Annotated in this window: 19 protein-coding genes; 7 read left to right on the top strand and 12 right to left on the bottom strand. The window is 72.1% G+C overall.

The genetic code is table 11. The features are described from left to right. Positions 1–10: 10 nt before the first annotated feature. Positions 11–1,075 carry an endonuclease/exonuclease/phosphatase family protein gene (locus tag WMF29_RS38695; protein ID WP_437325109.1) on the bottom strand — a complete coding sequence of 355 codons (1,065 nt, stop codon included), beginning with the start codon at positions 1,073–1,075 and terminating at the stop codon, positions 11–13. 14 nt (positions 1,076–1,089) lie between these two features. On the opposite strand from WMF29_RS38695, the gene WMF29_RS38690 reads away from it, so the two are divergent. After that, positions 1,090–1,548 carry a hypothetical protein gene (locus WMF29_RS38690; protein WP_437325108.1) on the top strand — a complete coding sequence of 153 codons (459 nt, stop codon included), beginning with the start codon at positions 1,090–1,092 and terminating at the stop codon, positions 1,546–1,548. A gap of 422 nt (positions 1,549–1,970) precedes the next feature. Next, a complete protein-coding gene (locus WMF29_RS38685) occupies positions 1,971–2,996 on the top strand; it encodes a hypothetical protein (RefSeq protein WP_437325107.1) in 1,026 nt (341 codons plus the stop codon). 36 nt (positions 2,997–3,032) lie between these two features. Here WMF29_RS38685 and WMF29_RS38680 read toward each other — a convergent pair whose 3' ends face one another. Further along, entirely contained in the window at positions 3,033–4,445 is a 1,413-nt protein-coding gene (locus WMF29_RS38680; RefSeq protein WP_437325106.1) for a DUF4331 domain-containing protein, read from the bottom strand. 32 nt (positions 4,446–4,477) lie between these two features. Beyond that, entirely contained in the window at positions 4,478–5,542 is a 1,065-nt protein-coding gene (locus tag WMF29_RS38675; RefSeq protein WP_437325105.1) for a hypothetical protein, read from the bottom strand. Between the two features lie 283 nt (positions 5,543–5,825). Here WMF29_RS38675 and kbl point away from each other — a divergent pair, with 283 nt between their 5' ends. Beyond that, positions 5,826–7,016, top strand: coding sequence for a glycine C-acetyltransferase (gene kbl / locus WMF29_RS38670; RefSeq protein WP_437325104.1), 1,191 nt, complete (start codon positions 5,826–5,828; stop codon positions 7,014–7,016). Between the two features lie 5 nt (positions 7,017–7,021). Here the strand turns inward: kbl and WMF29_RS38665 are convergent, their stop codons facing one another. The 3 genes from WMF29_RS38665 to WMF29_RS38655 all read right to left on the bottom strand — a co-directional run bounded on the left by WMF29_RS38665 (position 7,022) and on the right by WMF29_RS38655 (position 11,228). After that, positions 7,022–8,191, bottom strand: coding sequence for a zinc-binding dehydrogenase (locus WMF29_RS38665; RefSeq protein WP_437325103.1), 1,170 nt, complete (start codon positions 8,189–8,191; stop codon positions 7,022–7,024). A gap of 276 nt (positions 8,192–8,467) precedes the next feature. Then, positions 8,468–9,895, bottom strand: a complete 1,428-nt coding sequence (gene lepB, locus WMF29_RS38660; protein WP_437325102.1) for a signal peptidase I — start codon at positions 9,893–9,895, stop codon at positions 8,468–8,470. A 259-nt stretch (positions 9,896–10,154) separates the two neighbouring features. Beyond that, positions 10,155–11,228, bottom strand: a complete 1,074-nt coding sequence (locus tag WMF29_RS38655) for a hypothetical protein (RefSeq protein ID WP_437325101.1) — start codon at positions 11,226–11,228, stop codon at positions 10,155–10,157. A gap of 149 nt (positions 11,229–11,377) precedes the next feature. On the opposite strand from WMF29_RS38655, the gene WMF29_RS38650 reads away from it, so the two are divergent. The 4 genes from WMF29_RS38650 (at position 11,378) to WMF29_RS38635 (ending at position 17,976) form a co-directional block, all read left to right on the top strand. Then, positions 11,378–12,376 carry an NAD(P)H-dependent glycerol-3-phosphate dehydrogenase gene (locus WMF29_RS38650; protein WP_272102820.1) on the top strand — a complete coding sequence of 333 codons (999 nt, stop codon included), beginning with the start codon at positions 11,378–11,380 and terminating at the stop codon, positions 12,374–12,376. Positions 12,377–12,458: 82 nt separating this feature from the next. Next, positions 12,459–13,529: a hypothetical protein gene (locus WMF29_RS38645; protein ID WP_437325100.1), complete on the top strand. Its 1,071-nt coding sequence runs from the start codon at positions 12,459–12,461 to the stop codon at positions 13,527–13,529. Between the two features lie 50 nt (positions 13,530–13,579). Then, the gene (locus WMF29_RS38640) at positions 13,580–15,517 is read left to right on the top strand and encodes a sigma 54-interacting transcriptional regulator (RefSeq protein WP_437325099.1); all 1,938 of its coding nucleotides are present in this window, start codon (positions 13,580–13,582) and stop codon (positions 15,515–15,517) included. After that, positions 15,517–17,976: an endonuclease MutS2 gene (locus tag WMF29_RS38635; protein ID WP_437325098.1), complete on the top strand. Its 2,460-nt coding sequence runs from the start codon at positions 15,517–15,519 to the stop codon at positions 17,974–17,976. The genes WMF29_RS38640 and WMF29_RS38635 overlap by 1 nt, the downstream gene beginning before the upstream one ends. A gap of 36 nt (positions 17,977–18,012) precedes the next feature. Here WMF29_RS38635 and nusB read toward each other — a convergent pair whose 3' ends face one another. From nusB to WMF29_RS38605, 6 genes are all read right to left on the bottom strand, one after another. Next, complete coding sequence (gene nusB, locus WMF29_RS38630; RefSeq protein WP_012239877.1) at positions 18,013–18,435, bottom strand: transcription antitermination factor NusB; 423 nt, start codon at positions 18,433–18,435, stop codon at positions 18,013–18,015. A gap of 16 nt (positions 18,436–18,451) precedes the next feature. Beyond that, the gene (ribH, locus tag WMF29_RS38625) at positions 18,452–18,961 is read right to left on the bottom strand and encodes a 6,7-dimethyl-8-ribityllumazine synthase (protein ID WP_272102824.1); all 510 of its coding nucleotides are present in this window, start codon (positions 18,959–18,961) and stop codon (positions 18,452–18,454) included. Between the two features lie 135 nt (positions 18,962–19,096). Further along, the gene (gene ribB / locus WMF29_RS38620) at positions 19,097–20,266 is read right to left on the bottom strand and encodes a 3,4-dihydroxy-2-butanone-4-phosphate synthase (protein ID WP_437325097.1); all 1,170 of its coding nucleotides are present in this window, start codon (positions 20,264–20,266) and stop codon (positions 19,097–19,099) included. Positions 20,267–20,324: 58 nt separating this feature from the next. Continuing rightward, complete coding sequence (locus WMF29_RS38615; RefSeq protein ID WP_437325096.1) at positions 20,325–21,068, bottom strand: riboflavin synthase; 744 nt, start codon at positions 21,066–21,068, stop codon at positions 20,325–20,327. Between the two features lie 17 nt (positions 21,069–21,085). Continuing rightward, complete coding sequence (locus tag WMF29_RS38610; RefSeq protein WP_272102827.1) at positions 21,086–21,448, bottom strand: PilZ domain-containing protein; 363 nt, start codon at positions 21,446–21,448, stop codon at positions 21,086–21,088. 6 nt (positions 21,449–21,454) lie between these two features. Then, positions 21,455–24,127 carry an Rne/Rng family ribonuclease gene (locus WMF29_RS38605; protein ID WP_437325095.1) on the bottom strand — a complete coding sequence of 891 codons (2,673 nt, stop codon included), beginning with the start codon at positions 24,125–24,127 and terminating at the stop codon, positions 21,455–21,457. Positions 24,128–24,340 lie beyond the last annotated feature (213 nt).

Genomic DNA, 24,340 nt, shown 5'->3' with positions numbered 1-24,340 from the left:
GGCGCGGCGGTCAGCCGGCGGCGCCCGGCAGGCGGCAGCGCGCGATCAGGGGGACGTGATCGGACAACCCTGCGAACGCGCCCTTGTGCCCGAACGGGTGCGTGCCCGTGAAGTCCAGCCACTCGAGGCGCTCGGACGAGTAGACGTGGTCGAGGTGCATGCGGAGGTTCATGAAGCCCGCCGTCGGGAAGGCGCGCGCCTCCGTCTCGGAGAGGCATCGGACCTTGGCGAACGCGTCCACGAAGCCGATCTCCTCGCGCAGGAAGCGATCGACCGGCGAGCCTGGCAGCGAGTTGAAGTCGCCGACCACCACGAAGTTGTCGCTCCGGCGCTCGCGGCGGACGAACTCGGCGAGCACCCTCGCCTCCTCGATCTGATTCGGCCCGAACCCCATCCTCGCCTCGCCGGTCCAGAACTCCCGCGAGAACACGCTCGGCAGGCTGAGGTGGGTGTTGAACACATCGAAGCTCAGCCCGCTCTCGTGCTCGAACGACACGTGCGCGCAGATGCGCGTCTGCTTCAGGCTCTTGACCCCCCGCCGATGGGTGATGTCGTGCGGGCGCTCCGCGTTGTGGTGTCCGATGTGGAATGTGTCGCGCGCGAGCACCGCGAGCCCGGTCGTGTAGATGTTCGTCCGCGAGGTAAGCCTGTAGGCGTGCGCGGGGAAGTAGTAGGCGACGTAGCGCTCGCGCCGCTCTGCGTGCGCCAACGCGGCGTGCAGCTCGGTCATCAGGCGATCGAGCTGGGTCTCCTCCGGGTGCCACCGCGGGTTCATCGTCGAGGACCTCAGCGACTGGGTCTCGACCTCCTGGAGGCACACGAGATCGGGCAGCGGGGACATCCGCGCGAGCGTCGTCGCGATCCGGGTGATGGCGGCGCTTGTCGAGGCGATGCCCCGCGTGCCGTGCCCGAAGTAGCGGACGTTATAGGTGACGATCCTGAGCGGCGTGCCGCCGTCGCCCGGTGTCCCGGGGCCGCGGAGAGCGCTGGGCGCCGCGCGCGCCGAGGTCGGGTCCGGCGCCTGCTCCGCCGGTGTTGAGCCGCTCGAACGAGGTGGGAGGCGTCGCTCGGTCATGTATCCTCTCGCCCATGGGCAAGAACATCATCGTTTCCGAGGATACCATTCGTGACCTGCTGGAAGCGCATGCCTCCCTCTCCGCCTGGTATTATGAGCTCTGGTCGGCGCTGCGGGTCGCGAAGGCCTCGGCGAGCGCCCCCGATGATGCGGCCCGTGCGGCGTTTGTCGAGCGGATGGCCACGAGCTTCCCGGAGGTCGCGTCGATCGCCCGCTCCATCCAGGTGCCGAGGATGTTCGTCCCGCCGCCGCCCGCCGTGAGCGTGCCCCCCACAGCGGAGGTCGAGGCGGGAGGAGAAGAGGCCCCGACAGCGATCGAGCCCGCGCCCGCCCGGCTGCGGGAGCTCCATGGCCAGCCACCGAAGAGCCAGCCAGGCTCGCTCCCTGCCGATGAGTCCGCCCCGGCGCCGTCGCAACCTGCGATCGCTCCTCCACCGATGGTGGTCCCGTCGACCGTGAAATACGACACCTGACGTCGAGTCCCCGCTCGGCCGGACTCGTGAGCTCTCACCACCAAGGCACGCCTCGCGTGCTCACCCCCAGCGCGCCTCGCGCGCCGCTCCTCGCACGAACCGTCAGCGCGCCGGGCCGCTGGTCGACCATCCGCTGCGCCGCTTGGGCCGCGACCTGGAAGGCGCCGAGCTCGAGGGCGGCGTCGCTGAGCGCCCCGAGCGCGGCTGCGTCGTCCTCGTCCCGCGAGCCGGTCGTCGCAGCATCGGAGCGCTGACCTCCCCTCGCGCTGGAGCTCCGCCCTGGGCGCGTCGCGGCTCTCTCGGGGGCGTCACAGGCTCGATCCGATCGCGAAAGACCTTGCATCGCCGGTCTGCGCCGGCAAGCTCGCCGCTCCAGCGCATCGTTCGATCGACCAGCAGCGCGCAGCGCGGAGGAGATCGCATTGCCTGTCCAGACGGATGGCGACCGCCTGCAGCGGTTCTGCGCCGCGACGCTGATCCTGCACCTCTGCGCCGCGTGTGCTCGCCGCACCTCGCCGGAGGCGGATGCGACCGCGGCGTCCTCACCGGATGCGGGCGCGACCGTGGCGCCCTCGCCGGAGGCGGACGCGGCCGCGGCGCCCTCGCCGACGTGGCCTGCGGAGAATCCGCCGGGCGACGAGATCACCCCTGTCTACGGGAAGGCCGAGGGCGCGCCGGAGCCGCTCGCGGCCCGGCTGTGCGACGCGCTTCACGCGTTGCCCGCGCGGCGCAAGGCGGCGTGCTGCGGCGGCGCCGCGGGCTTCCACGCCGCCGCCGAGTGTGCGCGCGCGCTGAGCCTCGCGGTGCGCACGCGGGCGGTGACGCTATCGACCGACGAGGTGGGCCGCTGTGTCGAGGCGATGGAACGGTCGCTCGATGGGTGCGACTGGGTCTCTCCGCTCGCCGCCCCGGTCCCGCCCGCGTGCGAGGGGATCGTGCGGGGCGCGCTCGAGGAGGGGGCCCGGTGCCGGTCGTCGCTCGAGTGCGCGGGCGGGCTGCGCTGCGATGGCGCCGGCCCCACCGACGCGGGCACCTGCCGCGCCCCGCGCGCCGCGGGGCCCTGCGGCCTCTCGGTCGACTCGCTGGCCGCGGTCACCCGGCAGACGCGCTACGCCGAGGCGCACCCCGAGTGCCGCGGCCACTGCGCCGGGCGCGCGTGCGCGGATGACGTTCCGCTCGGCGGCCGCTGCGAGGCCCACGCGGCCTGCGGGCGGGGCCGCCGCTGCGTCGACGCGCGCTGCAGCGAGGCGGCGCTGCCCCCCGCCGGCGCCGCCTGCATCGGCGGGCTCTGCGCGGCCGGCGCGCGCTGCGTGGACGGGCGCTGCGCGGCGCCGAAGGCCGAGGGCGAGGCCTGCACGCGCGACGGCGAGTGCCGCTCCGCGTGTATTCGAGGAGGGCGCGGGGACGCCGCAGGCGGCGTGTGCGGGATGCGATGCGCGGCGCCGTGACAGGCGAACTCCGCGCGCGGCGCCACGCCGGGCGGCTCAGGGCCGGAAGTGGCCCTGGGTCGCGCCCTCCCAGGCCGTCGCGAGGTAAGGGAAGGCCGGGAGGAACCGCGCGTCGTTCGCGGCGACGCCGTCCCCCGCCGTCGTGCCGAGCGCGCCGGTCAGCATGAGCGTGAGCACCGCGTCGGTGACGTCGGTTTGCTCGTGATCCGCGCCGGGGACCAGCGCCCGGCCGTTCGGGAAGCCCGACGGCATGCCCAGATCGATCCGGAGCACGTCGCCGAAGGTCTCCAGGTTGTGCCCTCCGAGGCTCGCGGGCTTCAGGTTGAAGGTGTCGATGAGGTCGGTCCGGCCCTGCCTCAGCGCCTCGGGATCGAAGGCCGCGAGCGGCTGGCCTGCCTGGTAGAGCCCGGCGAACTCGGCGTCGCGAACCAGGATCGGGTTCAGGAAATAGGCCCCGAAGTTGGCGAGATCGTCGCGCGGGTGCGCGCGGTTGTACTTGTCCTTGTCCTGCAGGCCGATGATCCAGGTGTTGATCAGCGGCAGGCCGACACGCGAGACCTGGACCCAGGGACCGAGGCCGTCTTCCTTGCCGTTCGCGCGCAGGATCCGCACCTTGCGGCGGCTCGCGGAGGCCCAGATGCCGAGCGTCTGCCGGTCGCTCGGCCCCGGCGTCGGCTCAGCGCCGCCGTTGACCGCGGCGAGCGGGATCTCGAGCGCGAGCGTGTGGACGTTGAAGCCGGCGAGGTTGTCGCGCGCGGTGCACGACGGGTTCGGCGCCGCGAGGAGCGGGCACAGCCCTGCCAGATCGGACGCGCGGCCGAGATCCGCGTAGTACCCGTCGTCGCGCGGCCCGGCCCAGGCGCGCCCCGCGCCGCCCGCCATCTGCTTGAGGAACTTCGAGGACGTCGCGAAGGCCGGGTAACCGCCGCCCGTGATCCGGTAGGCGAGCTGGTTCGTCCTCCTCCCGATGTTCGGCGGCGCGACCGGGGCGTCCCTCAGGAGCACGGTCGACGCTCCACCCTCGATCTTCGTCACGGTGTACGTCTGCTCCCCGCCGGCGAGCTGCGAGAAGAACTCGTTGCCGCCGCTCGGCGCCGGCGTGATCCCCGCCGGATCCGCCGCCGGGTACGGCCTCGTCGAGAACCGGAACTGATAGGTCAGCGCGTCCTCGAGGCTCGACGGCCCGCGCGCGACGTGCACCTCGTAGAGCACGTCGTCCGAGAAGCCGTGGAAATTCGGCCCGCTGGCGGGCTCCTCGAGCGGAATGTAGCTCGCGAGGATCACGAGGTTGCCGCCTTCCACCCACGCGTACAGGTCGGTGTTGTCGGCGGCCGGATCCCTCGCGATGGCCGGCGCCTCGCGGTGGCTCGACGCCGCGGCGAGGCCGGGCGCGCTGAGCGCGACGGACGCCGTGAAGACGGCGACGGCGCGCGACGGTCGGTGGATCATGCGTGCTGGTCCTTCCATCGCTCCTCTGCGGCTCATTGCCTGAGCAGGAACACCGAGCCTTGCTCCTGGGCCCTGTGATCGACGAACGCGAAGACGTCGGCGCCCCTCGCCCGGTGCAGCCCCCCGGGCTCGTCGTGGCCAGGCGCGCCGGCGGCCGTCGCTGCTCGCGCCCCGGACGCCACCTCGATCCATACGACCTCGTCGGCGCCTCGGGTCGGGTCGCGCGTGAGCACGAGCAGCGCCGCGTCGTCGCGCGTCAGCGCGATGCCGCACGGATAACCGACGTGGAGCCCGGTCGCGAACGGGCTCACGAAGCCGTCCTCGATCCTGAAGATGGTCGCCGTCTCGTCGGGGCTCGCGAGGGTGTCGCACACGAAGACGTCGCCCGGGCCGGCGACCGCGATCCCGCTCGGGTCGACAAGCGGGCTCCCCTTGGCGAGCGCCGACACCTCGCCGCCGCGCGCCGGCAGCGAGAACACGCCGGGCTGGCCGTCGTCGCGATCGCGCCCCGAGAAGATGATCCGCTCCTCGTTGTCCGCGCCGCGCGCGACCTCGAGGCCGCGCGCCTGCAGCCCCTCGCCGCCGTCGATCGGGGCGACCGCGCCGTCGGGCAGGTCGATCGCGAAGAGGGCGCCCGCGTCGTCGAGCGCCGGGCCGCCCGCGCCTGGGTCGGCCACGAAGACGCGACCGCCGTCCGCGCTCGTCGCGATCCCGAGCGGCGCGACGAGCGGCGGCCCGGCCGCGATCTCGGCGGCGCCCGCGCCGCCTTGCGCGCCGATCCTGAAGACGCCGGCCCTGCCGTCCGCGCCGAGGCCTGTGAAGTACACGTAAGCTCCGCCGGCATCCGGCGTCGCGTCGAACGCGATCGCCGGGACGAGCGGCGAGACCGCATAGGGAGCATCCCCCCCCGCGCCGCCCCCGCCTCCCGTACCGCTCGCCGCAGTTGTGCCTGGCGCCCCTCCGGTGGAACTCGCGCTGGTCCGTCCGGGCGGATCCTCCGCGCGGCTGCAGCCCGGGTTGCTCGCGGCGGCCGCGAGCGACGCGACAGCGCACAGCACACCGGCGCTTCGCCGGAAGTCCCCCCTGGCTTCCGTCATGCCTGCTCCTCCCGAGGGCGCCGTTCGTGCGCTCGGCTCGCGCGGCGCGCGCTGGCGCACGCGACGCGAGCCGCACGGCGATCGCGCGGCGCTGGACGCTGCCCGTTCTGCCACGGGGCTCCCGGGTCGAGTAGGCGCCGGCCGCGCTGCGCGCGACAAAGCCGCGTGCACCCTGCCTCTCGTGTCCGGGGTGGCCTGCTGGCGCTCAGGCCCATGAGCAGCGGCGCCGCCCGGACGCCGTTCCCCCGTCGACCCGCTGACTGCCCCGTTTTATAACGAAGTCATGTTCGATGTCGCTCGGTCACTGTACGTACGGGCGTTGGAGGACATCCGTGCGGCGGGCCTCTACAAGGAAGAGCGGATCCTCGCGACGCCGCAGGGGCCGGTGATCCGGACCGAGGGTGGCGCCGGGGTCCTCAACTTCTGCGCGAACAACTACCTTGGCCTGTCGTCGCACCCGGCGGTCATCGCGGCGGCGAAGGAGGCAATCGACACGCACGGCTTCGGCCTCTCCAGCGTGCGCTTCATCTGCGGCACGCAGGACCTCCACCGCCGGCTGGAGTCCCGGATCGCCCGCTTCTTCGGCACCGAGGACGCCATCCTCTACTCGTCGTGCTTCGACGCGAACGGCGGCCTCTTCGAGACGCTCCTCGGCGAGGAGGACGCCGTCATCTCGGACGCGCTGAACCACGCGTCGATCATCGACGGTATCCGCCTCTGCAAGGCCGAGCGGCACCGCTACCCGAACGGGGACATGGCCGCCCTCGAGGACATCCTCCGCGCGACGGCCGGCAAGCGGCTCCGGCTCATCGCCACCGACGGCGTGTTCTCGATGGACGGGTACCTGGCCAAGCTCGATACCATCTGCGATCTCGCCGACAAGTACCGCGCGATGGTGATGGTCGACGACTCGCACGCGACCGGGTTCATCGGGCCGACGGGCCGCGGGACCGCGGAGCTCTGCGGGGTCATGCACCGCGTCGACGTGATCACCTCCACCCTGGGCAAGGCGCTGGGCGGGGCGAGCGGCGGCTTCACGACCGGCCGGCAGCCGATCGTCGACCTGCTCCGGCAGCGATCGCGGCCTTACCTGTTCTCCAACACGCTCGCCCCGGCCATCGCCGGCGCCTCGATCGCCGTCTTCGACCTCATCGACGCGGAGCCCTCGCTGCGCATGCGGGTGATGGAGAACGCGCGCCGGTTCCGGCAGGGGATGACGCAGGCCGGCTTCACCATCAAGCCCGGCCCCCACCCGATCGTGCCCATCATGCTGGGCGAGGCGCAGCTCGCGAACGAGATGGCGAAGGCGCTGCTCGCGGAGGGCATCTATGTGATCGGCTTCTCGTACCCCGTCGTGCCCAAGGGCGAGGCCCGCATCCGGGTGCAGCTCTCGGCCGCGCACGAGCCCGAGCACGTCGATCAGGCGATCGACGCCTTCCGGCGGGTCGGCGGGCGCCTCGGCGTCGTCGCCTGAGCGGCTCAGTACCGGAGGATCACCTTCGGGTGGCTCGAGATCGCCTCCTGGAAGGCCGCCGCGTCGTAGTCCTCGAAGTCGAACACCGTCCCCTCGCCCCGGTTCAGGATGACCTCCCAGATGAGGTCGTGGATGTTCGGATCGCGCGACTCGAGCAGGTGGCGCGTGATGTGCCACGTCTCGAAGATGCGCCGGCCGATCACGCTGTGGAGGCTGATGCCGTCCACGATGAGGCGATCGAAGTTCTCGATCACCGCGTCGCCGCTCTTCAGGCCGAAGAGGATCACGTCGCCCCCGCGCCTCGCCGCGTGGATCGCGTTGTTGACGCTGCTGTTCACGCCGCTCATCTCGAGCACGACGTCGACGCCCACGCCGTCCGTGAGCTTCCGCACCCGCTCCGTCAGCTCGGGATCGCTCGCGTGGGGCCGCTCGGGGCTCGCCCGGTGCGGGCGCAGGACAGCGTCGGCGCCCAGGCGGCGGGCCATCTCGGCGTTCCGCTCCGCCGGCTCCACGCCGATGACGTAGATCGCCCCCATCGCGCGGGCGATCGCGATCGCGAACAGGCCGATGGTGCCGCAGCCGAAGATGGCCACGCGCTTGCCGCGGAGGTTCACCTTGGTGCACGCGTGCACGGCGTTGCCGAACGGCTCCTGCACCGCGGCGACCTCGGGCCGGATCCTCGCGATGTCGGTGCGCCACAGGTTCTTCGCGGGCAGCTTGACGAGCTCGGCGAAGCATCCATCCTCGCTGATCCCGATGATCTTGTCGTCCGCGCACACGTGGGTGTCGCCGACGCGGCACTGGTAGCAAGCGCCGCAGGCGATGTGGCTCTCGGTCGACACGATGTCGCCGATCTGAAGCCCGAAGGACCGGCGCGCGTCGGTCCCGAGGTCGACCACGCGGCCGAGCAGCTCGTGGCCGATCGTGCGCGTCGCCTTCCGATCGCGCTCGAGCGACGAGAGGATCATGTCCTTGAAGGCGCTGCGGAACCAGATGCCGCGATCCGAGCCGCAGAAGCCCGTCATGATCGGCTTGACGAGGACGCTCGCGCGGTCGTGGTAGTCCCTGGCCTCGTCGATCGCCGGGCGCTCGACCTGATCCTTGGACAGGCCGACGGTGGACTCCCACGGCTGCCTCTCGCGGTTGTACGTCAGCGCCCACATCGCGTCGCTCATGCACCTGGCTCCTGTTCAGGGTTCGAGGCGCACGCAGCTGCCGCACGGGCGCCTCGGGCACGTGAAGCGTGGCGCGTGAACGAGCGAGCGCCCACTAGAAAATTGCGCTCGGGTTGATCCCGTCTCCGGCGCCTCGCTCGGCCTCTTCGGCTCGATCTCGCGGCGCCCCGGGCGCACCGTCGACCTGAAGCGGATGACTCGCCGCGTCGACCGCGAGGTGGCGGGACCGCACACACGCGTGGGGGAGACCGCGCTCCCACGCGCTGCTGACGGGCTTCAGCGGCGCTTGGATTGAGGGCGCGCGGGCGGGGGAGGCGGGGTCGTCTCGGAGACGGGGGGCCGCTCGCGGAGGCATTTGTCGAGGCCGTCGTGCAGGGCCGCCTCGTGGGCGCCGGGGAGCTTCGGGCGCCCCATGACGTTCACGAAGAGGCGATCCTGCGCGATGCCGCCGCCGGGGCCGAAGCTCATCCACACGAACATCGCGCGACCCTTGATGTGATCGAAGGGCACGCCCGCGCCGAGCCCGCCGCGCCAGCTGCGCGAGTCGTGGCTGTTGTTGCGGTTGTCGCCCATCACCCACGCCTCGTCGGCGGCCACCTTGAAGGGGCCCTGGAGATCGCCGCAGATGCCGCCCCGGCACGTGGAGCCCGGCGTGCAGTCGTCGCTCTCCACGCACATCATGCCGTCGGGGTTCTTCTCGTAGAGCGTGAAGTACGACTTGTCTCCGAGGTACTCGACGAACAGCTCCGCTTGCCGGCCCTCGTAGTGGTAGGGGCCGACGTGACAGTGGGGGACGAGCCAGCCGTTGATGACGGGGCGGCCGTTGATCGCCTCCAGCGTGTCGCCAGGGATGGCGATCGTCCGCTTGATGAAGTCCTGCTCCTTGTTCTCGGGGAACTTGAACACCATCACGTCCCCGCGCGACGGCGGCAGGCGAGGGAAGAGGCGCTGGTCGGTCCAGGGGATGAGCGGGCCGTAGGTGAACTTGTTGACGAAGATGTGGTCGCCGACCATGAGGGTCGGGATCATCGAGCCGCTCGGGATCTTGAACGCCTCGACGACGAAGGCGCGCAGGAGGAGCGCGACGGCCACGGCGATGCCGATCGACTCCGCGTACTCGCGCATCTCGCCCTTGCGCCAGCGGCCGAGGTGCTCGCCGACCGCGCGATCGGCGCGGCTGTGGGCGGCGTCGAACTCGTCGGCGTCGAACGTGTCGGCGCTCATCGCGCGCTCGAGGGCCGCGATCGCCTGCGTCACCTGCTCGCGCTCGCCGCTCGTCAGCTCACGCTCGACGTCACGCTTGCGGCTGCGCAGGATCCGGTTGGCCTCCTCGAGGAGCGCCGCGGCGTCCTCGAAGCGAGCGCGCGCCTTCGGCGGGATGTCCCGGCGGCCGCCGACGCCGATCGCCGACGCGAACGGCAGCTCGTGGCGGAACCGCCAGAGGATCATCGCGAAGATCGTGAAGAGCACGATGCCGGCCGGGATCTGCTGCTCGCCGACGAAGACCCGGAGCGGCTGGGAGCTCCCTCCCGCCGGCGGGGTGAGCAGCCAGACGTTCAGGACCGCGAGCGCGAAGGGAACGATGCAGATCCACACGAGGTGGAACAGGAAGCGCAGCGGCGCCCGGCCGTCCCTGCCCCCTGGCGGAGGAGAGCTGCCCGTCGAGCGCGGGTCCGCGCCGCCGGTCGCCTTGGCCGCGCTCACGCGGGGCTCCGAGCTCGCGCTTCCCCTCATCGAGGGTTTGAACTCCGAGCTTGCGGACCGACTGGCCGCGACCGACGGGACGCTCTGGGGTTGATCATCGGGGCGCGGCGGCAAGAGAGAGCTTATGTATACGCCGCCCCTCGCCGCGGCAAGTGCGCAGGCACGGCGGGCGACGCGCGGTCCGTCGGCGTCGTCGCCTGGCGTCGCCCGCGTGTCCTCGTTCGCCCTCGTCGCCCTTGTTTGCGCTCGCTTGCCCTCGTCAGGGCGCGTCTCCGACCTCGACGGCGTAGCTCACGAGGGCCGCGCGGTCGTCGCGGGCGTACGTCGTTGGCTGTGTCCGCCCCGCGGCGCTCGTGTTGTCGATGACCAGGTAGTACTGCCCCTTGGGCAGCGGCACCGTTCGCCGCCAGGGGGCGCCCGAGTACACAGGCTCGTCGAGCAGCGGCGCGGCTGTCAGGGGCGCCGGCGCGGGCTGCGTCAGGTACGCCTGGAGCCACGGCTCCCCGGTGCCTCGAGGCACGAGGATGACGTCCACGCCGGGCGCGCCCTCGACGGCGACCGTGAGCGTCAGGGCCTCGCCGTTGCCCGCGATCTCCAGGGGGCCGATGTAATCGCGCTGCTCCTGGTGCACCTCGGTGCGCTCGTTCGCCAGGAGCAGCTTGCCGTTGTCGCGGCGCTGGTACGGGGCGTCGGGCCGCTGCCCCTTCTCGATGATGCCGAGCCCGAACTGCACGGCGCCGTCGTCGTCGCGGATGACGGTGAACCCCCGGGCGATCTCGGTCTTCAGGAGCTGGGCGCCGAGCGCGTTCGCATACGCGCTGCCCTGGGCGAGCGACACGCCGCCGAGCGAGATCGCGCTGGGCTGCTCGATGAGCTTGGTCGTGAAGGTCGCCGCCGTGGTCGAGCGCTGGCGGAAGTACACGTACATCGTGTCGCCATCCATCAGGAAGTCGTGGTCGTACTCGACGGCCGCGCTCGCATCGAAGCTCATGCGCTTCGTCAGGTTCGTCCAGACGACGCCGCTCCCCCCGAACTGGAGGAACAGGTGCCCGTTCGCGAGCTCCTGGGCGACGCACGAGCCCGGGTAGAACCGGCCCGTCACCGGATCCTCGTCGCGGAGGCGCAGCGGAACGCTCCGCTTCCGCATCTCGCTGCAGAGCTGGCTCGTCGCGAAGGCGAGGATGGCCCTGCGGAGGGACAGGTTTCCCGGATCGTTCACGACGCCGGGCATCACGCCGAGCGCGCCCTGGCCGCACGCGCCGCACACCGTTCCGAGCAGCGAGAGGCAGAGCGCGAGGCCGAGCGCGCGCAGCGCGGCGGTGCGGAAGAGCATGGGCGCAGCATAGTCGAAACACCGGCGGATCGAGCGGCGCGCCGACGGGTCGAGCCGCGCGCCGTGAGGCGCGTGGCCTTCGGGCCCCCACGCGCCGCGAGGCGCGTCGCCTTCGGCCTCTGCGCGTGGGTGGTGATAGGGTCACTGCCATGGCGAACGTCGCAGTCATCGGGGCCGGCGCGTGGGGGACGGCGCTGGCGAAGTTGCTGGCGGACAAGGGCAACCCCACCGCGCTCTGGGCGCACCACGGCGAGCTCGCCGAGCGCATCGGCCGCGAGCGCCAGAACGACCGGTACCTGCCGGGCGTGGAGCTGCCCGCGAGCCTGCGGGCGACCGGCGATCTCGAGGACGCGCTCCGCGGCGCGGAGCTCGCCGTCGTGGTCGTCCCGTCGCACGCGCTGCGCGAGGTCGTCCGGGAGGCAGGGCGCCACATCCCCCGGGACGCGCTCGTGTGCAGCGCGACGAAGGGCATCGAGAACGACTCGCTGATGCTGATGAGCGAGGTGCTTGTCGACGAGCTCGGGCGCGAGGCCGAGCCGCGGCTCTCGTACCTGTCGGGCCCGAGCTTCGCGCGCGAGGTCGCGGCCGGCCAGCCGACCACGGTCGTGGTCGCCGGCAGGAGCGAGCGGGAGACGCACGCGGTGCAGCGCATGTTCGCGACCGATCGGTTCCGGGTCTACTCGTCCGACGACGTCGTGGGCGTGGAGGTCGGCGGCGCCCTCAAGAACGTCATCGCCATCGCCGCCGGCATCTGCGACGGCCTCGGCTTCGGCCACAACGCGCGCGCCGGGCTCATCACGCGCGGCCTCGCGGAGATCGGCCGCGTGGCGGCGGCGAAGGGGGCGAACCCGCTCACCCTCGCGGGGCTCTCCGGCATGGGCGACCTGGTGCTCACGTGCACGGGCGAGCTGTCGCGCAACCGCACCGTCGGGATCGAGATGGGCAGGGGACGGAAGCTCGACGAGATCCTCGCCGGCCTCGGCCATGTCGCCGAGGGCGTGAAGACGGCAAAGAGCGCGCACGACCTCGCGGACAAGCTGGGCGTGAGCGCGCCGATTACGATCGAGGTGTACCGGATGCTGTACGAGGGAAAGCCGCCGCAGCAGGCCGTCGTGGACCTCATGACCCGCGCCCTCACGAGAGAGTGAGACGCGGGGCCGGCTCGCGGGAAGGCACTTTCTCGCGCCGCAGCGCGCCTCGCCTCTCGCGAGCGTGTAAAGTGGCGGCGCGATGCAAACGCGACCTCTCGTGAGTCTCCTCTCCGCGCTCCTCCTGTCGAGCGTCAGCTCGACGGCCGCTGCCCAGTACGGCACGCCGCCCTACGGTGGTCAGCAGGGCGGCGCGTACGGCGGTCAGTACGGCGGCGGGTACGGAGGCCAGTACGGCGGCGGGTACGGCGGCTACGGGTACGCGCCGCAGAAGAAGAGCGAGCCCAAATCGACGCCGCTCGAGGTCGGCTACCTCTACGCCACCTCCGTGGCCTACGGCGTGGGGACCGGCATCTGGATCGACGCGGTCGCCGGCATCGACGATCCCGGCGTGCAGTTCATCGCCCCCGCGCTCCTCGGCGTCGCGGCGCCGGTCGGCGTCTACTTCCTCGACTCGCCGCCGATGCCGCGCGGCATGCCGTCCGCGATCGCCACGGGCATGGTGATCGGCGCGGGCGAGGGGCTCGGCATCGCCTCCTACCAGTACGTCAGCGCGCGGAAGGGCAAGGAGTGGGGCTTCCTCGGGCTCGCGACCGCCGAGGTGATCGGCTCCACCGTCGGCGGCGCGGCGGGCTGGGGGTTCTACTACCTCCTCCGGCCCAAGCCGCAGACCAACATGCTCGTCGCCTCGGGCGCCGTCTGGGGCTCGCTCATCGGCAGCGCGTTCGGGGCCGCCGCCAGCAATGGCGACTGGAGCGAGTCGAACGACAGCATCTCGCTCGGGGGCCTCATCGGCTTCAACGTCGCGACCGCGGGCGCCGTCGGCCTGTCCGTCGCGTGGACGCCCTCGTGGAACCAGCTCGCGTGGATGTGGGGCGGGCTCGGCATCGGCACGGTGGTGTCGTTGCCCATCTACCTCGCGTACATCGGGAGCGATCACGACCCCCGCCGCGGCCTCATCGCCCAGGGCGCGGCGGGCACCCTCGGCCTCGTCGCGGGCGCCTTGTTCCTCGGCAGGCCGGACTCGAGCTCCTCCGTCGCCCTGGACGACCAGGAAGATCGTGGCCGCCCCCCGTTCGCGCGCGTGCTCGGCGGCAGCCTCACGCCCTACCGAGGCGGGCTCGGCGCCGTCGTCGTCGGAGAGCTCTGGTAAGCCGCGGTGTGCCGTCCAACACGGCTGCATGAGGCCGCGGCACGCCTGCTATGCTCCCCTCGATGCCGACCCTGAAGTATTTCGCCTCCGAGGGCGCGCCACGCCTGTACAGCGTCCACAAGCCGGTCACGACGATCGGCAAGGCGCTCGGAAACGACGTCGCGGTCGCGGGGGCAGGGGTGCTGGACCATCACGCGCAGATCGTGTTCGACGGGCGCGATTTCGTGCTGGAAGAGTGCGAGCGCGACGGGGAGATCGCGATCAACGGCAAGAAGAAGCGGCGCGCCCGCCTGGTGCACGGCGACCGGCTCCAGCTCGGCACGGTCGAGGTCGGCTTCTCGATGTTCGCCGAGGCGCCGACCGTCCAGGAGCGGCTCCCGGCGGGCGACGGCGGGGCGGAGCGGCCCGCGCCGCCGCAGGGCTCGTCGGAGCTCGCCGGCGTCCGCAAGCTGTTCGCGTTCAGCGAGAAGCTCATCAACCGGCGCAGCGTCGACGAGCTCCTCGAGGCGATGCTCGACGACGTCATCGAGCTGACGCACGCCGACAAGGGCTTCCTCCTGCTCCTCGAGGGGGCGGAGGCGGCGGCCGACACGGCGGTCTGCGGCGGCGCTCCGGCCGCGGGCGGCGAGCGCAAGCTGGCGGTGCGCGCGTCGCGCAACGTCCGCAAGGAGGCCATCACCGACGCGGCCGGGGGGATCTCGGACAGCATCGTGCGCCAGGTCATCGTCTCGGGCCGCCCGGTGATCGTGTCCGACGCGCTCGCCGACACGCAGTTCGGCCGGAGCGACAGCGTCATCGCGATGAAGCTCTCCAGCGTGATGTGCGCGCCGCTCCTGTCGCAGGGCCAGATCATCGGCGCGCTCTACGTCGGCAACGACAAGATCAAGCACCTCTTCGACCGCGCCCAGCTCGACCTGCTCAGCATCTTCGCGTCTCAGGCCTCGCTCATCCTCCAGAACGCGATGCTCCTGAACGCCCTCAGGGCCGACAAGGCCAAGCTCGTCGCCGAGCTGCACGACAAGAAGTTCGGCGAGATCATCGGCGCCTGCCCGTCGATGCTCGAGGTGTTCCGCAAGCTGCAGAAGGTCGCGGCCACCGACATCAGCGTGCTCATCACGGGCGAGACGGGGACCGGGAAGGAGCTCATCGCGCGGGAGCTGCACCGGCGCAGCCCGCGCGAGGGCGGCCCCTTCGTCACCATCAACTGCGGCGCGATCCCCGAGAACCTCATCGAGAGCGAGCTCTTCGGCCACGTGAAGGGCGCCTTCACCGGCGCCATCGCCAGCCGCCCGGGCAAGTTCCAGATCGCCGACAAGGGCACGCTGTTCCTCGACGAGATCGGCGAGCTGCCGCTGAACCTCCAGGTGAAGCTCCTCCGCGCCCTCCAGGAGCGGGTCGTCTTCCGCGTCGGCGACTCCAAGCCCGAGAAGGTCGACATCCGCATCGTCGCCGCCACGAACAGGAACCTCGAGGAGGAGATCCGCGCCGGCAATTTCCGGGAGGATCTCTACTACCGGCTCAACGTCGTGAACCTGTGGCTCCCGCCGCTCCGCGAGCGCGGCGACGACGTGCTCATCATCGCCAAGGTCCTGCTCTCGAAGTACGCCGACGAGCTCGGCAGCGCCGTGCGAGGCTTCAGCCCGGCCGCGCTCGCCGCGATCAAGAAGTACCCCTGGCCGGGCAACATCCGGCAGCTCGAGAACCGCATCAAGAAGGCGCTCGTCCTCTGCGACCAGGCGCTCCTCGCGGTGGAGGATCTCGATCTCGGCCCGGGCGCCGAGACGGCCATCATGCCGCTGGAGAAGGCCAAGGAGGAGTTCCAGCGGCGGTACGTGCTGGAGGCGCTCGAGCGCAACAACGGCAACCGCACGCAGACGGCCCGTGACCTCGGCGTCGACCCGCGCACCATCTTCCGCTACCTCGAGAAGGAGCAGAACCCGATGCCGAGCGGGGCCGGCGGCGTGGCCCGCGATCCGACCGAAGCGTGATGGACTACAACCCCGAAGGGCCGTTCGCAGATCCCTGTCCCACCAAGACCCGCGCCGACCTCGAGTGGGATCGCGTCCTCGAGGCGCTCGCGGAGCGATGCGCGTCTCGGGGCGGGAAGCGTCTGGCCCGGGCGCTGCCGTTCGCGTCGACGCGCGCCGAGGCCCTCACCGCGCTCGCGGAGGTGCGCGAGGCGGTGGAGCTCGCCCGCGCCGGGGAGCCGGTGCCGTCGCGCGACGTCGCGGAGCTCGAGGACGCGCTCGAACGGGCCCGCATCGGCGCGGCGCTCGCGAACGAGGAGCTGCGCGCCGTGCTCGGCCTCCTGGAGGCCGCGCGGACGTCGCGGCAGTACCTGCAGAACCGGCGTCAGATCGCGCCCGCGCTCTACGCCGCGTGCGCGACCAACCCGGAGCTCGACGCCGTCGCGCGCGAGCTCGCGGCGGCCTTCGATCCGGACGGCACGCTCGCCGATCGCGCGTCGCCTCGCCTGGAGGCGCTGCGCGCGGAGCGGCGCGCGGTGCGCGAGCGGCTCGTCCGGCGCCTCGAGGACCTCATCCAGAAGCACGAGGACATCCTCCAGGATCGCTACTGGACGGAGCGCGACGGGCGCTACGTGCTGCCGGTGCGATCCGACGCGCACGAGCGCTTCCCCGGCATCGTCCACGCGACGAGCGCGAGCGGCGCCACCGTGTTCGTGGAGCCCCGGGTGCTCGTCGAGACGGGCAACCGGATGAAGATGGTCGACGCCGAGGTCGCGCGGGAGGAGCTCGCGATCTACGCGGCGCTCACCGCCCGCGTGGCCGAGGACGTCGAGAGCGTCGCGGCCGCCGCCCGCGCGCTGGCCCACGCCGACGTGCGGGCCGCGGCGGCGCGGCTCGCGGAGGACCTCGACCTCACCTTCCCGCACGTCCCGGGGGACGCCTTCGATGCCGGCCGGGGCGCCTCGGAGGGCGGCTCGCGGGCGACCTCCATCGAGCTCATCGGGGGCCGCCACCCGCTCCTCGCGCTCGACGGCGTGAAGGTGGTCCCGAGCGACCTCGCGATGAGCGCGGGCCGGGCGATGATCGTCTCCGGACCGAACGCCGGCGGCAAGACCGTGGCCCTGAAGACGCTCGGGCTCGCGGCGCTGATGGTCCGCGCGGGCCTGCCGGTCGCGGCGAGGGAGGGCTCTCGCGTCGCGCTCTTCGACATCGTGCTGACCGACGTCGGCGACGAGCAGAACCTCCACAAGAACCTGTCGACCTTCAGCGCCCACGTGAAGAACCTGGGGCGGATCCTCGGCGAGACGCGCCCCGGCGCGCTCGTCCTGCTCGACGAGCTCGCCGGCGGCACCGATCCGCGCGAGGGCGAGGCGCTCGCCGCGGCCGTGCTCGACTCGCTGTGCGCGCGCGGGGGGACCGTGGCCAGCACCACGCACTACGAGGGCCTCAAGGCGCTCGCGCTCGGGGATCAGCGCTTCGAGAACGCCTCGGTCGGCTTCGATCTCGCCACCATGAGCCCGACCTTCCGGCTCGTCGTCGGCGTGCCCGGCGCCTCGAGCGCGCTCGCCGTCGCGCGGCGGTTCGGCATCCCGGGCGCCGTGCTCGAGCGGGCCGAGCGCTTCCTCACGAAGGAGGCGGTCACCTTCGAGCAGATGGTCGAGAAGCTCTCCGCCGAGCGCCGCGCGCTCGAGCTCGCGCGCGAGGACGCCGAGCGGGAGGCGGCCGCCTCCCGCGCGAAGCGGCGGGAGCTGGAGGCGGAGATCGAGCGGGCTCGGGACAAGGAGCGCGGCGTGATCACGCGGGAGGGGGAGGCGCTGCTCGCCAGCCTGCGGCGCGCGCGCGAGGACCTCAAGGCGGCGCAGGCGCGCCTGCGCGGCAAGCCCACCGAGGAGGACGTGCGCGCGGCCGCTCGCGCCATGGACGCGGTGGGGCAGAAGACGTCGCTCGGCGGCGAGCTCGAGCTGCGCCCGAAGGACGAGCCGCAGGCGCGGCCGGCGATCGATCCGGCCGCGATCCGCGTCGGCGCCCGCGTCTACGTGCCTCGCTTGCGGGCCGAGGCCGAGGTGGTGGAGGTCCTCTCGGGCGGCCAGCTGCGGGTCACCGCCGGCTCGCTCAAGCTCACGACCTCGATCGCCGAGCTGCGCGGCACCGGCGCGCCGCCGGCCGCCGCGGCGCCGCCGCAGCGCCGCGTCGATCTGGACGCCGCCGCCGACCCCGACGTCCCGATCCAGACGGCGGACAACACGGTGGATCTCCGCGGTCTGCGCGCGCACGAGGCGGTCGCCATGGCCGAGCAGTTCCTCGACCGCTCGCTCGGCGCGGGCCGCAAGGTCACGTTCTTCGTCCACGGGCACGGCACGGGCGCCCTGCGCGACGCCGTCCGCGAGGCGCTGCGCGGGAGCCCGTACGTGGCGCGCCTCCGACCGGGCGGCCCGAGCGAGGGCGGCGACGGCGTGACGGTCGCCTGGCTGAAGTGGTGAGCGAGCGCGTGCCCGAGCGACGGCGCGCCGTGACGCTCAGCGATCCCGGTCCACGCGGCCGAGGTTCTCGGCGATCCGGTCGAGCACGCCGTTCACGAAGGCGCCGCTCTCCTCGCTGCCGTAGCGCTTGGCGAGCTCGACCGCCTCGTCGAGGATGACCGCGCGCGGCACCTCCGGGCGGTTCATGAGCTCCCACGCGCCGAGCCGGAGGACATTCCGATCGACGCGCGCCATCCGCTCGAGGCGCCAGTTCGTGCTCGCCTTCCGGATCGCCTCGTCCACGGCCGCGAGATCCTCGGCGACCCCGACCACCACCTCGTCCGCGTAGGCGCGTCCCTCGGGATCGCCCGGCGTCTCGCGCCAGAAGGTCGCGACGACGCGCGGCGCCGAGCTCCCGCCAGCTTCCACCGCGAACAGCATCTGCAAGGCCGCTTCGCGGCCGGTAGAGCGCGCACCCATCTCTCAGAACCTTCGTTTACAGGCCAGCGGTGTCCAGCGCGGCGCCGAGCGCGAGCATCTCGATCGCGCTGACGGCGGCCTCCCACCCCTTATTGCCATGCTTCGTGCCCGCCCGCTCGACCGCTTGCTCGATCGAGTCGGTCGTGAGCACCCCGAACGTGACCGGCACCCCGGTCTGGAGCGACACGGTCGCGATCCCCTTCGTGACCTCGGCCGCCACGTAGTCGAAATGCGGCGTCGAGCCCCGGATCACCGCGCCCAGGGTGATGATCGCGTCGACGCTCTTCTTGTGCGCGAGCCTCCCCACGATGGTGGGCATCTCCCAGGCGCCCGGGACGCGCACGATCGACGTCCGACCGAGCGCGCCGCCGTGCCGCGCGATGGCGTCGAGCGCGCCCTCGACCAGGCGGTCGACGATGAAGTGGTTGAAGCGGCTCGCCACGAGCGCGAAGCGCGCCCCCGGCGGGACCACCAGGTTCCCTTCGATCACCCTCGCCTGTGCCTGCCCGACCGCTTGCTCTGCCATCCGCCGTTCCTCTCTCCTGCCGCGCGAGGCGCGCGATCGCCGCGATCGCGATCCTGTCCGAGCGTCCTTTTACCAGCGAACGAGCGCGCCCGTCTGTCAGGCCTCGCCCTTCATCGAGACGAGCGCGCCCGTCTGTCAGGCCTCGCCCTTCATCGAGACGAGCGGCACCCGCTCGATCACGGTGAGCCCGTACCCGGTGATCCCCGCGATCTTCGGCTGGCTGTTCGTGAGGAGCCGGATCTGGTGCACCCCGAGGTCCGCCAGGACCTGCGCGCCGAGGCCGAACTCCCGCAGCGTCCACGGCTGCTGCGTCTTCACGACGGGGAGCGCCTCGTCGGAGCCCGAGCCCTTCAGCAGCTCCAGCTCGCGGCCCAGGTCCCCTCGCGACGGGATGTAGACGACCACCCCGACGCCGGCGCTCTCGATCGCGAGGAGCGCCTCGCGCAGGTTCGAGCCGCCGTCGAGGGGCGTCGAGCTGAAGAGGTCCGCGATGGTCGACCCGGAGTGCACGCGGCACAGGATGGGGTCCGGCGTCGCCACCGCGCCCTTGGTCAGCGCGAGGAACTGCCGCTGCTCGTTGATCACCTCGTAGACGTACACGGTCCACTCGGTGCCCGTCAGGTCGAGCCGCAGCGTCCGCTCGCCCACGCAGCGGACCAGCCGCTCGGTCTGGAGCCGGTACTGGATCAGGTCCGCCACCGTCACGATCAGCAGGCCGTGCTTCGCGGCGAACACCTCGAGGTCCCGCATGCGGGCCATGCTGCCGTCGTCGTTCATGATCTCGCAGATCACGCCCGCCGGCCGGAGCCCGGCGAGGCGCGCGAGATCCACGGATCCCTCGGTCTGCCCCGTCCGCACGAGCACGCCCCCGCGGCGCGCCTTCAGCGGAAAGACGTGCCCCGGCGTGACGAGATCCTCGGGCGCGGCGTCGCGCGCGATCGCGACCCGGATCGTGTGCGCCCGATCGGCGGCGCTGATCCCGGTCGTCACCCCGGTGCGCGCCTCGATGCTGACGGTGAAGGCGGTGCCGAGCGGCGGTCCGCTCCGCCCTGGCGCGGACATCATCGGCAGCTCGAGGCGCGCCACCTGCTCCTCGTCGAGGGCGAGGCAGATGAGGCCGCGCCCGTGCATGGCCATGAAGTTGATCGCCTCGGGGGTGACCGCCTCCGCGGCCATGCAGAGATCCCCCTCGTTCTCGCGATCCTCGTCGTCGACGAGGATCACCATCTTGCCCGCGCGGATGTGATCGAGCGCGGTGTTCACACGGTCGAGGACCGCTTTGTCGATGGTCAGCCGATGAGGCATCGGGCCCCCGGAGGTCATGTCCTGGTCGAGCCTGCCGCTCGAGGCGGCTGACACAGCCTCACCAGAATCCCCCCGCGCGCAGCTTTGCGAGGAGTCGTTCGTCGTGATCCGCATGCTCTCCCGTATTTCCGCGCTCTTCGCCGCGCTCGGCGGAGGCATCGCCGCCGCGCGCGTCTTGGCTCGAGAGGCCCTTCACGCTGGCGAGCGATGCGACCTCGAGCGCCCGCGCCACGTAGCGCGCGAGCACGTCAACTTCAAGGTTGACGGCCGCACCGGGGCGGAGCTCTCCGAGGAGAGTCCGGCCGATGGTGTGCGGCACCAGCATCACATCGAACCAGATCTCGGCGGCGCCAGGCGCGGACACGGCGTTGAGCGTGAGGCTCGCGCCGTCGACGGCGATCGAGCCCTTGGGAGCCAGGTACGGCGCGAGCTCGGGCGGGGCGCTCACCCGGAGGCGGATCGCGTCGCCGGCCCGCGCGTGCTCGACGACCCGGCCGAGCCCGTCGACGTGGCCCAGCACCACGTGCCCCCCCATCCGCGCGCCGAGCGGCGTCGCGCGCTCGAGGTGGACGCGCGCGCCGAGCGGCAGCGCGCCGAGCGTGGTGCGGCCGAGGGTCTCGGCCGACATGTCGCACTCGAACCCGCCGGGCGCGATGCGATCGACGGTGAGGCAGGCGCCGTTCACGCTCACGGACTCGCCGAGCGTCAGCGGCCCGAGGCTCGCCTCGACGAGCGCGCGGGCCACGGCGCCGCCGCTCCGGCGGCGGAGGACCCCGATCGTCTCGACAAGCCCTGTGAACATCGCCGACGCCCCTCTGCCTAGCCCTTCGAGGTGCGGTGCCCCTGGCTGGTCAGGAGCTTGTCGATGAGCCCCTGCGAGTAGCCGGACAGCTCGGTGAAGACGACCCCCATCCCCTGCGGATCGTCGTGCACGCGCACGACCTCGCCGACGCCCTCGACCGTCTCGATGTCGTCCATGATCACGGTGAACCGCAGGTTCACCTTCGTCCCGACGGCGAGCGGCGTCTTCGAGCGCACGAACACGCCGGTCCGCGAGATGTTCGTCACGTACTCGTTGATGAACGCGTCGTAGGACTCGAACTCCTTGTTGATGGTGACGCGCTCTTCCTTGCGCCCCGTCTTCGCGTCGCTGCTCTCCGGAGAACCCTGATCGTCCACCATGACGCCTTACCTGCCTTGCAGATCGAACTGCTCGAGGTGGTACTCCTTCCGGGGCACGAGATCGATCCGGCGCTGGAACAGCCGCTCCGCCTCTTGCACGGCGATGCGCTCGTCGTTCTTCAGCAGATCGATCACGGCCGGGTGCGCGTTGACCACGACCGAGTAGCCGGGCAGGTTCATCCGCTCGCGCCGTATCTGCCGCAGGATCTCGTAGGCGACCGTCTGCTTGGACTGCAGCTGGCCCGTCCCGTCGCAGTAGAAGCACGGCTCGAGGATCGTCCGCCCGAGGCTCTCGCGCGTCCGCTTCCGGGTCATCTCGATGAGGCCCAGATCGGAGATCCGGTTCAGCGTGGTCTTCGCCTTGTCCCTGGAGAGCAGCTCCTCGAGGCGGCGCCGCACCTTTTCCCGGTTCTGGGCGCGCTCCATGTCGATGAGGTCGAGGATGATGAGCCCGCCGATGTTCCGGAACCGGAGCTGATAGGCGATCTCCTCGACCGCCTCCAGGTTCGTGGTCAGGATCGTCTCCTCGAGATCCTTCGACCCCTTGCCGACGAACCGCCCTGTGTTCACGTCGATCGCGGTGAGCGCCTCGGCCTGATCGATGATCAGGTGCCCGCCCGAGGGGAGCGGGACCTTCCGCGACAGCGCGCGCTGGATCTCGTCCTCGATCCCGTACGCGTCGAAGATCGGCTCCGTCCCCTCGTAGAGCTCCACCGCGTCGGCGCGCTCGGGCATGAACATCTCGACGAAGCGCCGCAGCCGGATGTACTCCTCGCGGTCGTCGATCACGATCTTCTCGATGTCGTCGGTGAAGAGGTCGCGGGCGGTCTTCAGCACGAGGTCGAGCTCGGTGTAGAGCACCGCCGGCGCCCTCACGCCGCTCTCGCGCTTCTTCGCGACCTCGCCCCAGAGGCGAACGAGGTAGCCGACGTCGGCCTTGAGCTGCTTCTTCGTGAGGCCCTCGGCGAGCGTGCGCACGATGAGCCCGCCCTGCGGGGGCTTCATCGCCTCGATGGCGTCCCGCAGCCGGGATCGCTCCTTCTCCGAGCCGATGCGCTTGGAGATCCCGATGTGATCGACCGTCGGCAGGTACACGACATAGCGGCCGGGCAACGAGATGTGGCTCGTGACCCGGGCGCCCTTCGTCCCGATCGGCTCCTTCGAGACCTGGACGATGACCTCCTGCCCTTCGCGGACGACCTCGCGGATCGGCGTCGACTTCGAGATCCGCGGCGGCTCGTTCTGCCAGCTGCGTGAGCTCTGCTGGCCCCGCGCTGCGCTCTTGCCCTTGCCGTCCCGCGGCTGCTCGCGCCCACGCGCCCGCTGCTCGCGCCCGCGTTGTTCGCGATCGCGCCCGCCCTGCTGTCCTTTGCCGCTCCGGTCGCGCCCTTCGCGTCCGTCCCGGCCCTCTCGGCCTTCGCGCGGCGCCTCGCGCCCTTCGCGGCCTTCGCGCGGCGCCTCGCGGCCTTCTCGGCCCTCGCGCGGGGCGTGCCGTCCCTCGCGCGGCGCCTCGCGCCCTTCGCGCCCCTCGCGTGCTTCCGCGGGGGCCGCTTCCACGGGCGCGGGGCTGCCGCCCTCGAGGTTGGCGCGCCGGTCGCGCGTCCGTCCCGATCGGCGCACGCGCGCCTCCCGCCGTCCGCGCGCGCGCCCGCTGCGCGCCCGCGCTGCCGGCGGGACGTCATCGCCCGAGGCGGCTGCCGCGGCCTCCGGGACGGGCGGCGCGCTCGCCTCCTGTCCGGCCGGCCACTCGCCGGCAGCGCCGTGCGCGACGGGCTCGTCCGACGTGCTCGCCTCATGCGCTTCCGTCTCGCCGCTGTCCGCCGTGTTGCTCAGCGCCTCCGGATGCTCCTCGGCCGCGCTCCACGCGTCCGCGCCATCCTCCGGTGGCGGTGAGGCAGGCTCGACCTCGTAGGCGGGCGTGTCGAGCTCGTCGTCGTCCTCGACGCTCACCTCGTCGGGGCCGGATTCCTCTGCGCTCGCCTCGTCGGCGTCGCCGCCTCCGCCAGGCGCGACCAGCTCCTCGTCGTCGTCGTCCGCGCCGTCGTGCGCGTGCCCGTCGTCGATCTCCGGCTCCGAGTCGTCGGCCTCGTCGAGCGCCACCATCGTCCCCACGCCGGCGAACGCCTGGCCGGAGGGGCTTCCGAGCACGTCGAGCGCCGTCGGCAGCTCGATCGGCACGTCGCTCCCTTCGTCGAGCGAGCCGCCGGCCTCGGCCGGGCCGCCGGCCTCGAATCCTTCGTCTGCCCCGAAGTCCGCCCCTTCCCGGAGCTCGTGGCGTCCGGGGGCCAGGTCGGGGCTCTCGGGCGCGGCTTCTGCGCCCGATAGCTCATGCACCTCGCTTTCGTTGGGTCCAGGCGCCTCGCTGCCGCGCGCGGCGCGGCCTCGCGAGGAGGCGCGCTCTTCCTCGGCAGTCCGGCGGTGCCCAGCCAGGTACGCCTCGAAATCGTCGGGCCGGATGAGGTCCTCGACGTGCAGGAAGGCTGCTCGCTCGAGCCCCACGTCGATGAACGCGGCCTGCATTCCGGGCAAAACGCGGCTGACCTTGCCGAGGTAGATGTTTCCGAGCGTCCCCTTGGAGCTCTCCCGCTCGAGATGCAGCTCAGCGATGATCCCGTTTTCGATCAGCGCGACGCGTGTCTCGCGGATGTCCACATTGATGACGAGAAGGTTCTTTCCCATGTCGGATGCCGCACATCGGCGGCGCCGCCAAGCGTTACCACGGGTTGCCCGGCCCATGAAGGCGCAACCCGGAGTATGCTGCGCGATTGGGGCCCGGGACCGGAGGTCGCCGAGGCAGGCCGGCCGCCAGCGCGTGAGCTACCTCGCGTCTCCGCCGCTCTGCCTCGACGGCGCCCGGCGCCGAGCCCGCGGACCGGCGGCGCCTGCGGCTGG

The sequence above is a fragment of the Sorangium sp. So ce381 genome, assembly GCF_051473845.1.
In the GTDB taxonomy this organism is placed as follows: Bacteria; Myxococcota_A; Polyangia; order Polyangiales; family Polyangiaceae; genus Sorangium; species Sorangium atrum.
Note: the sequence above shows the minus strand (reverse complement) of the source record. Positions and strands in the feature narration are given on the sequence as shown.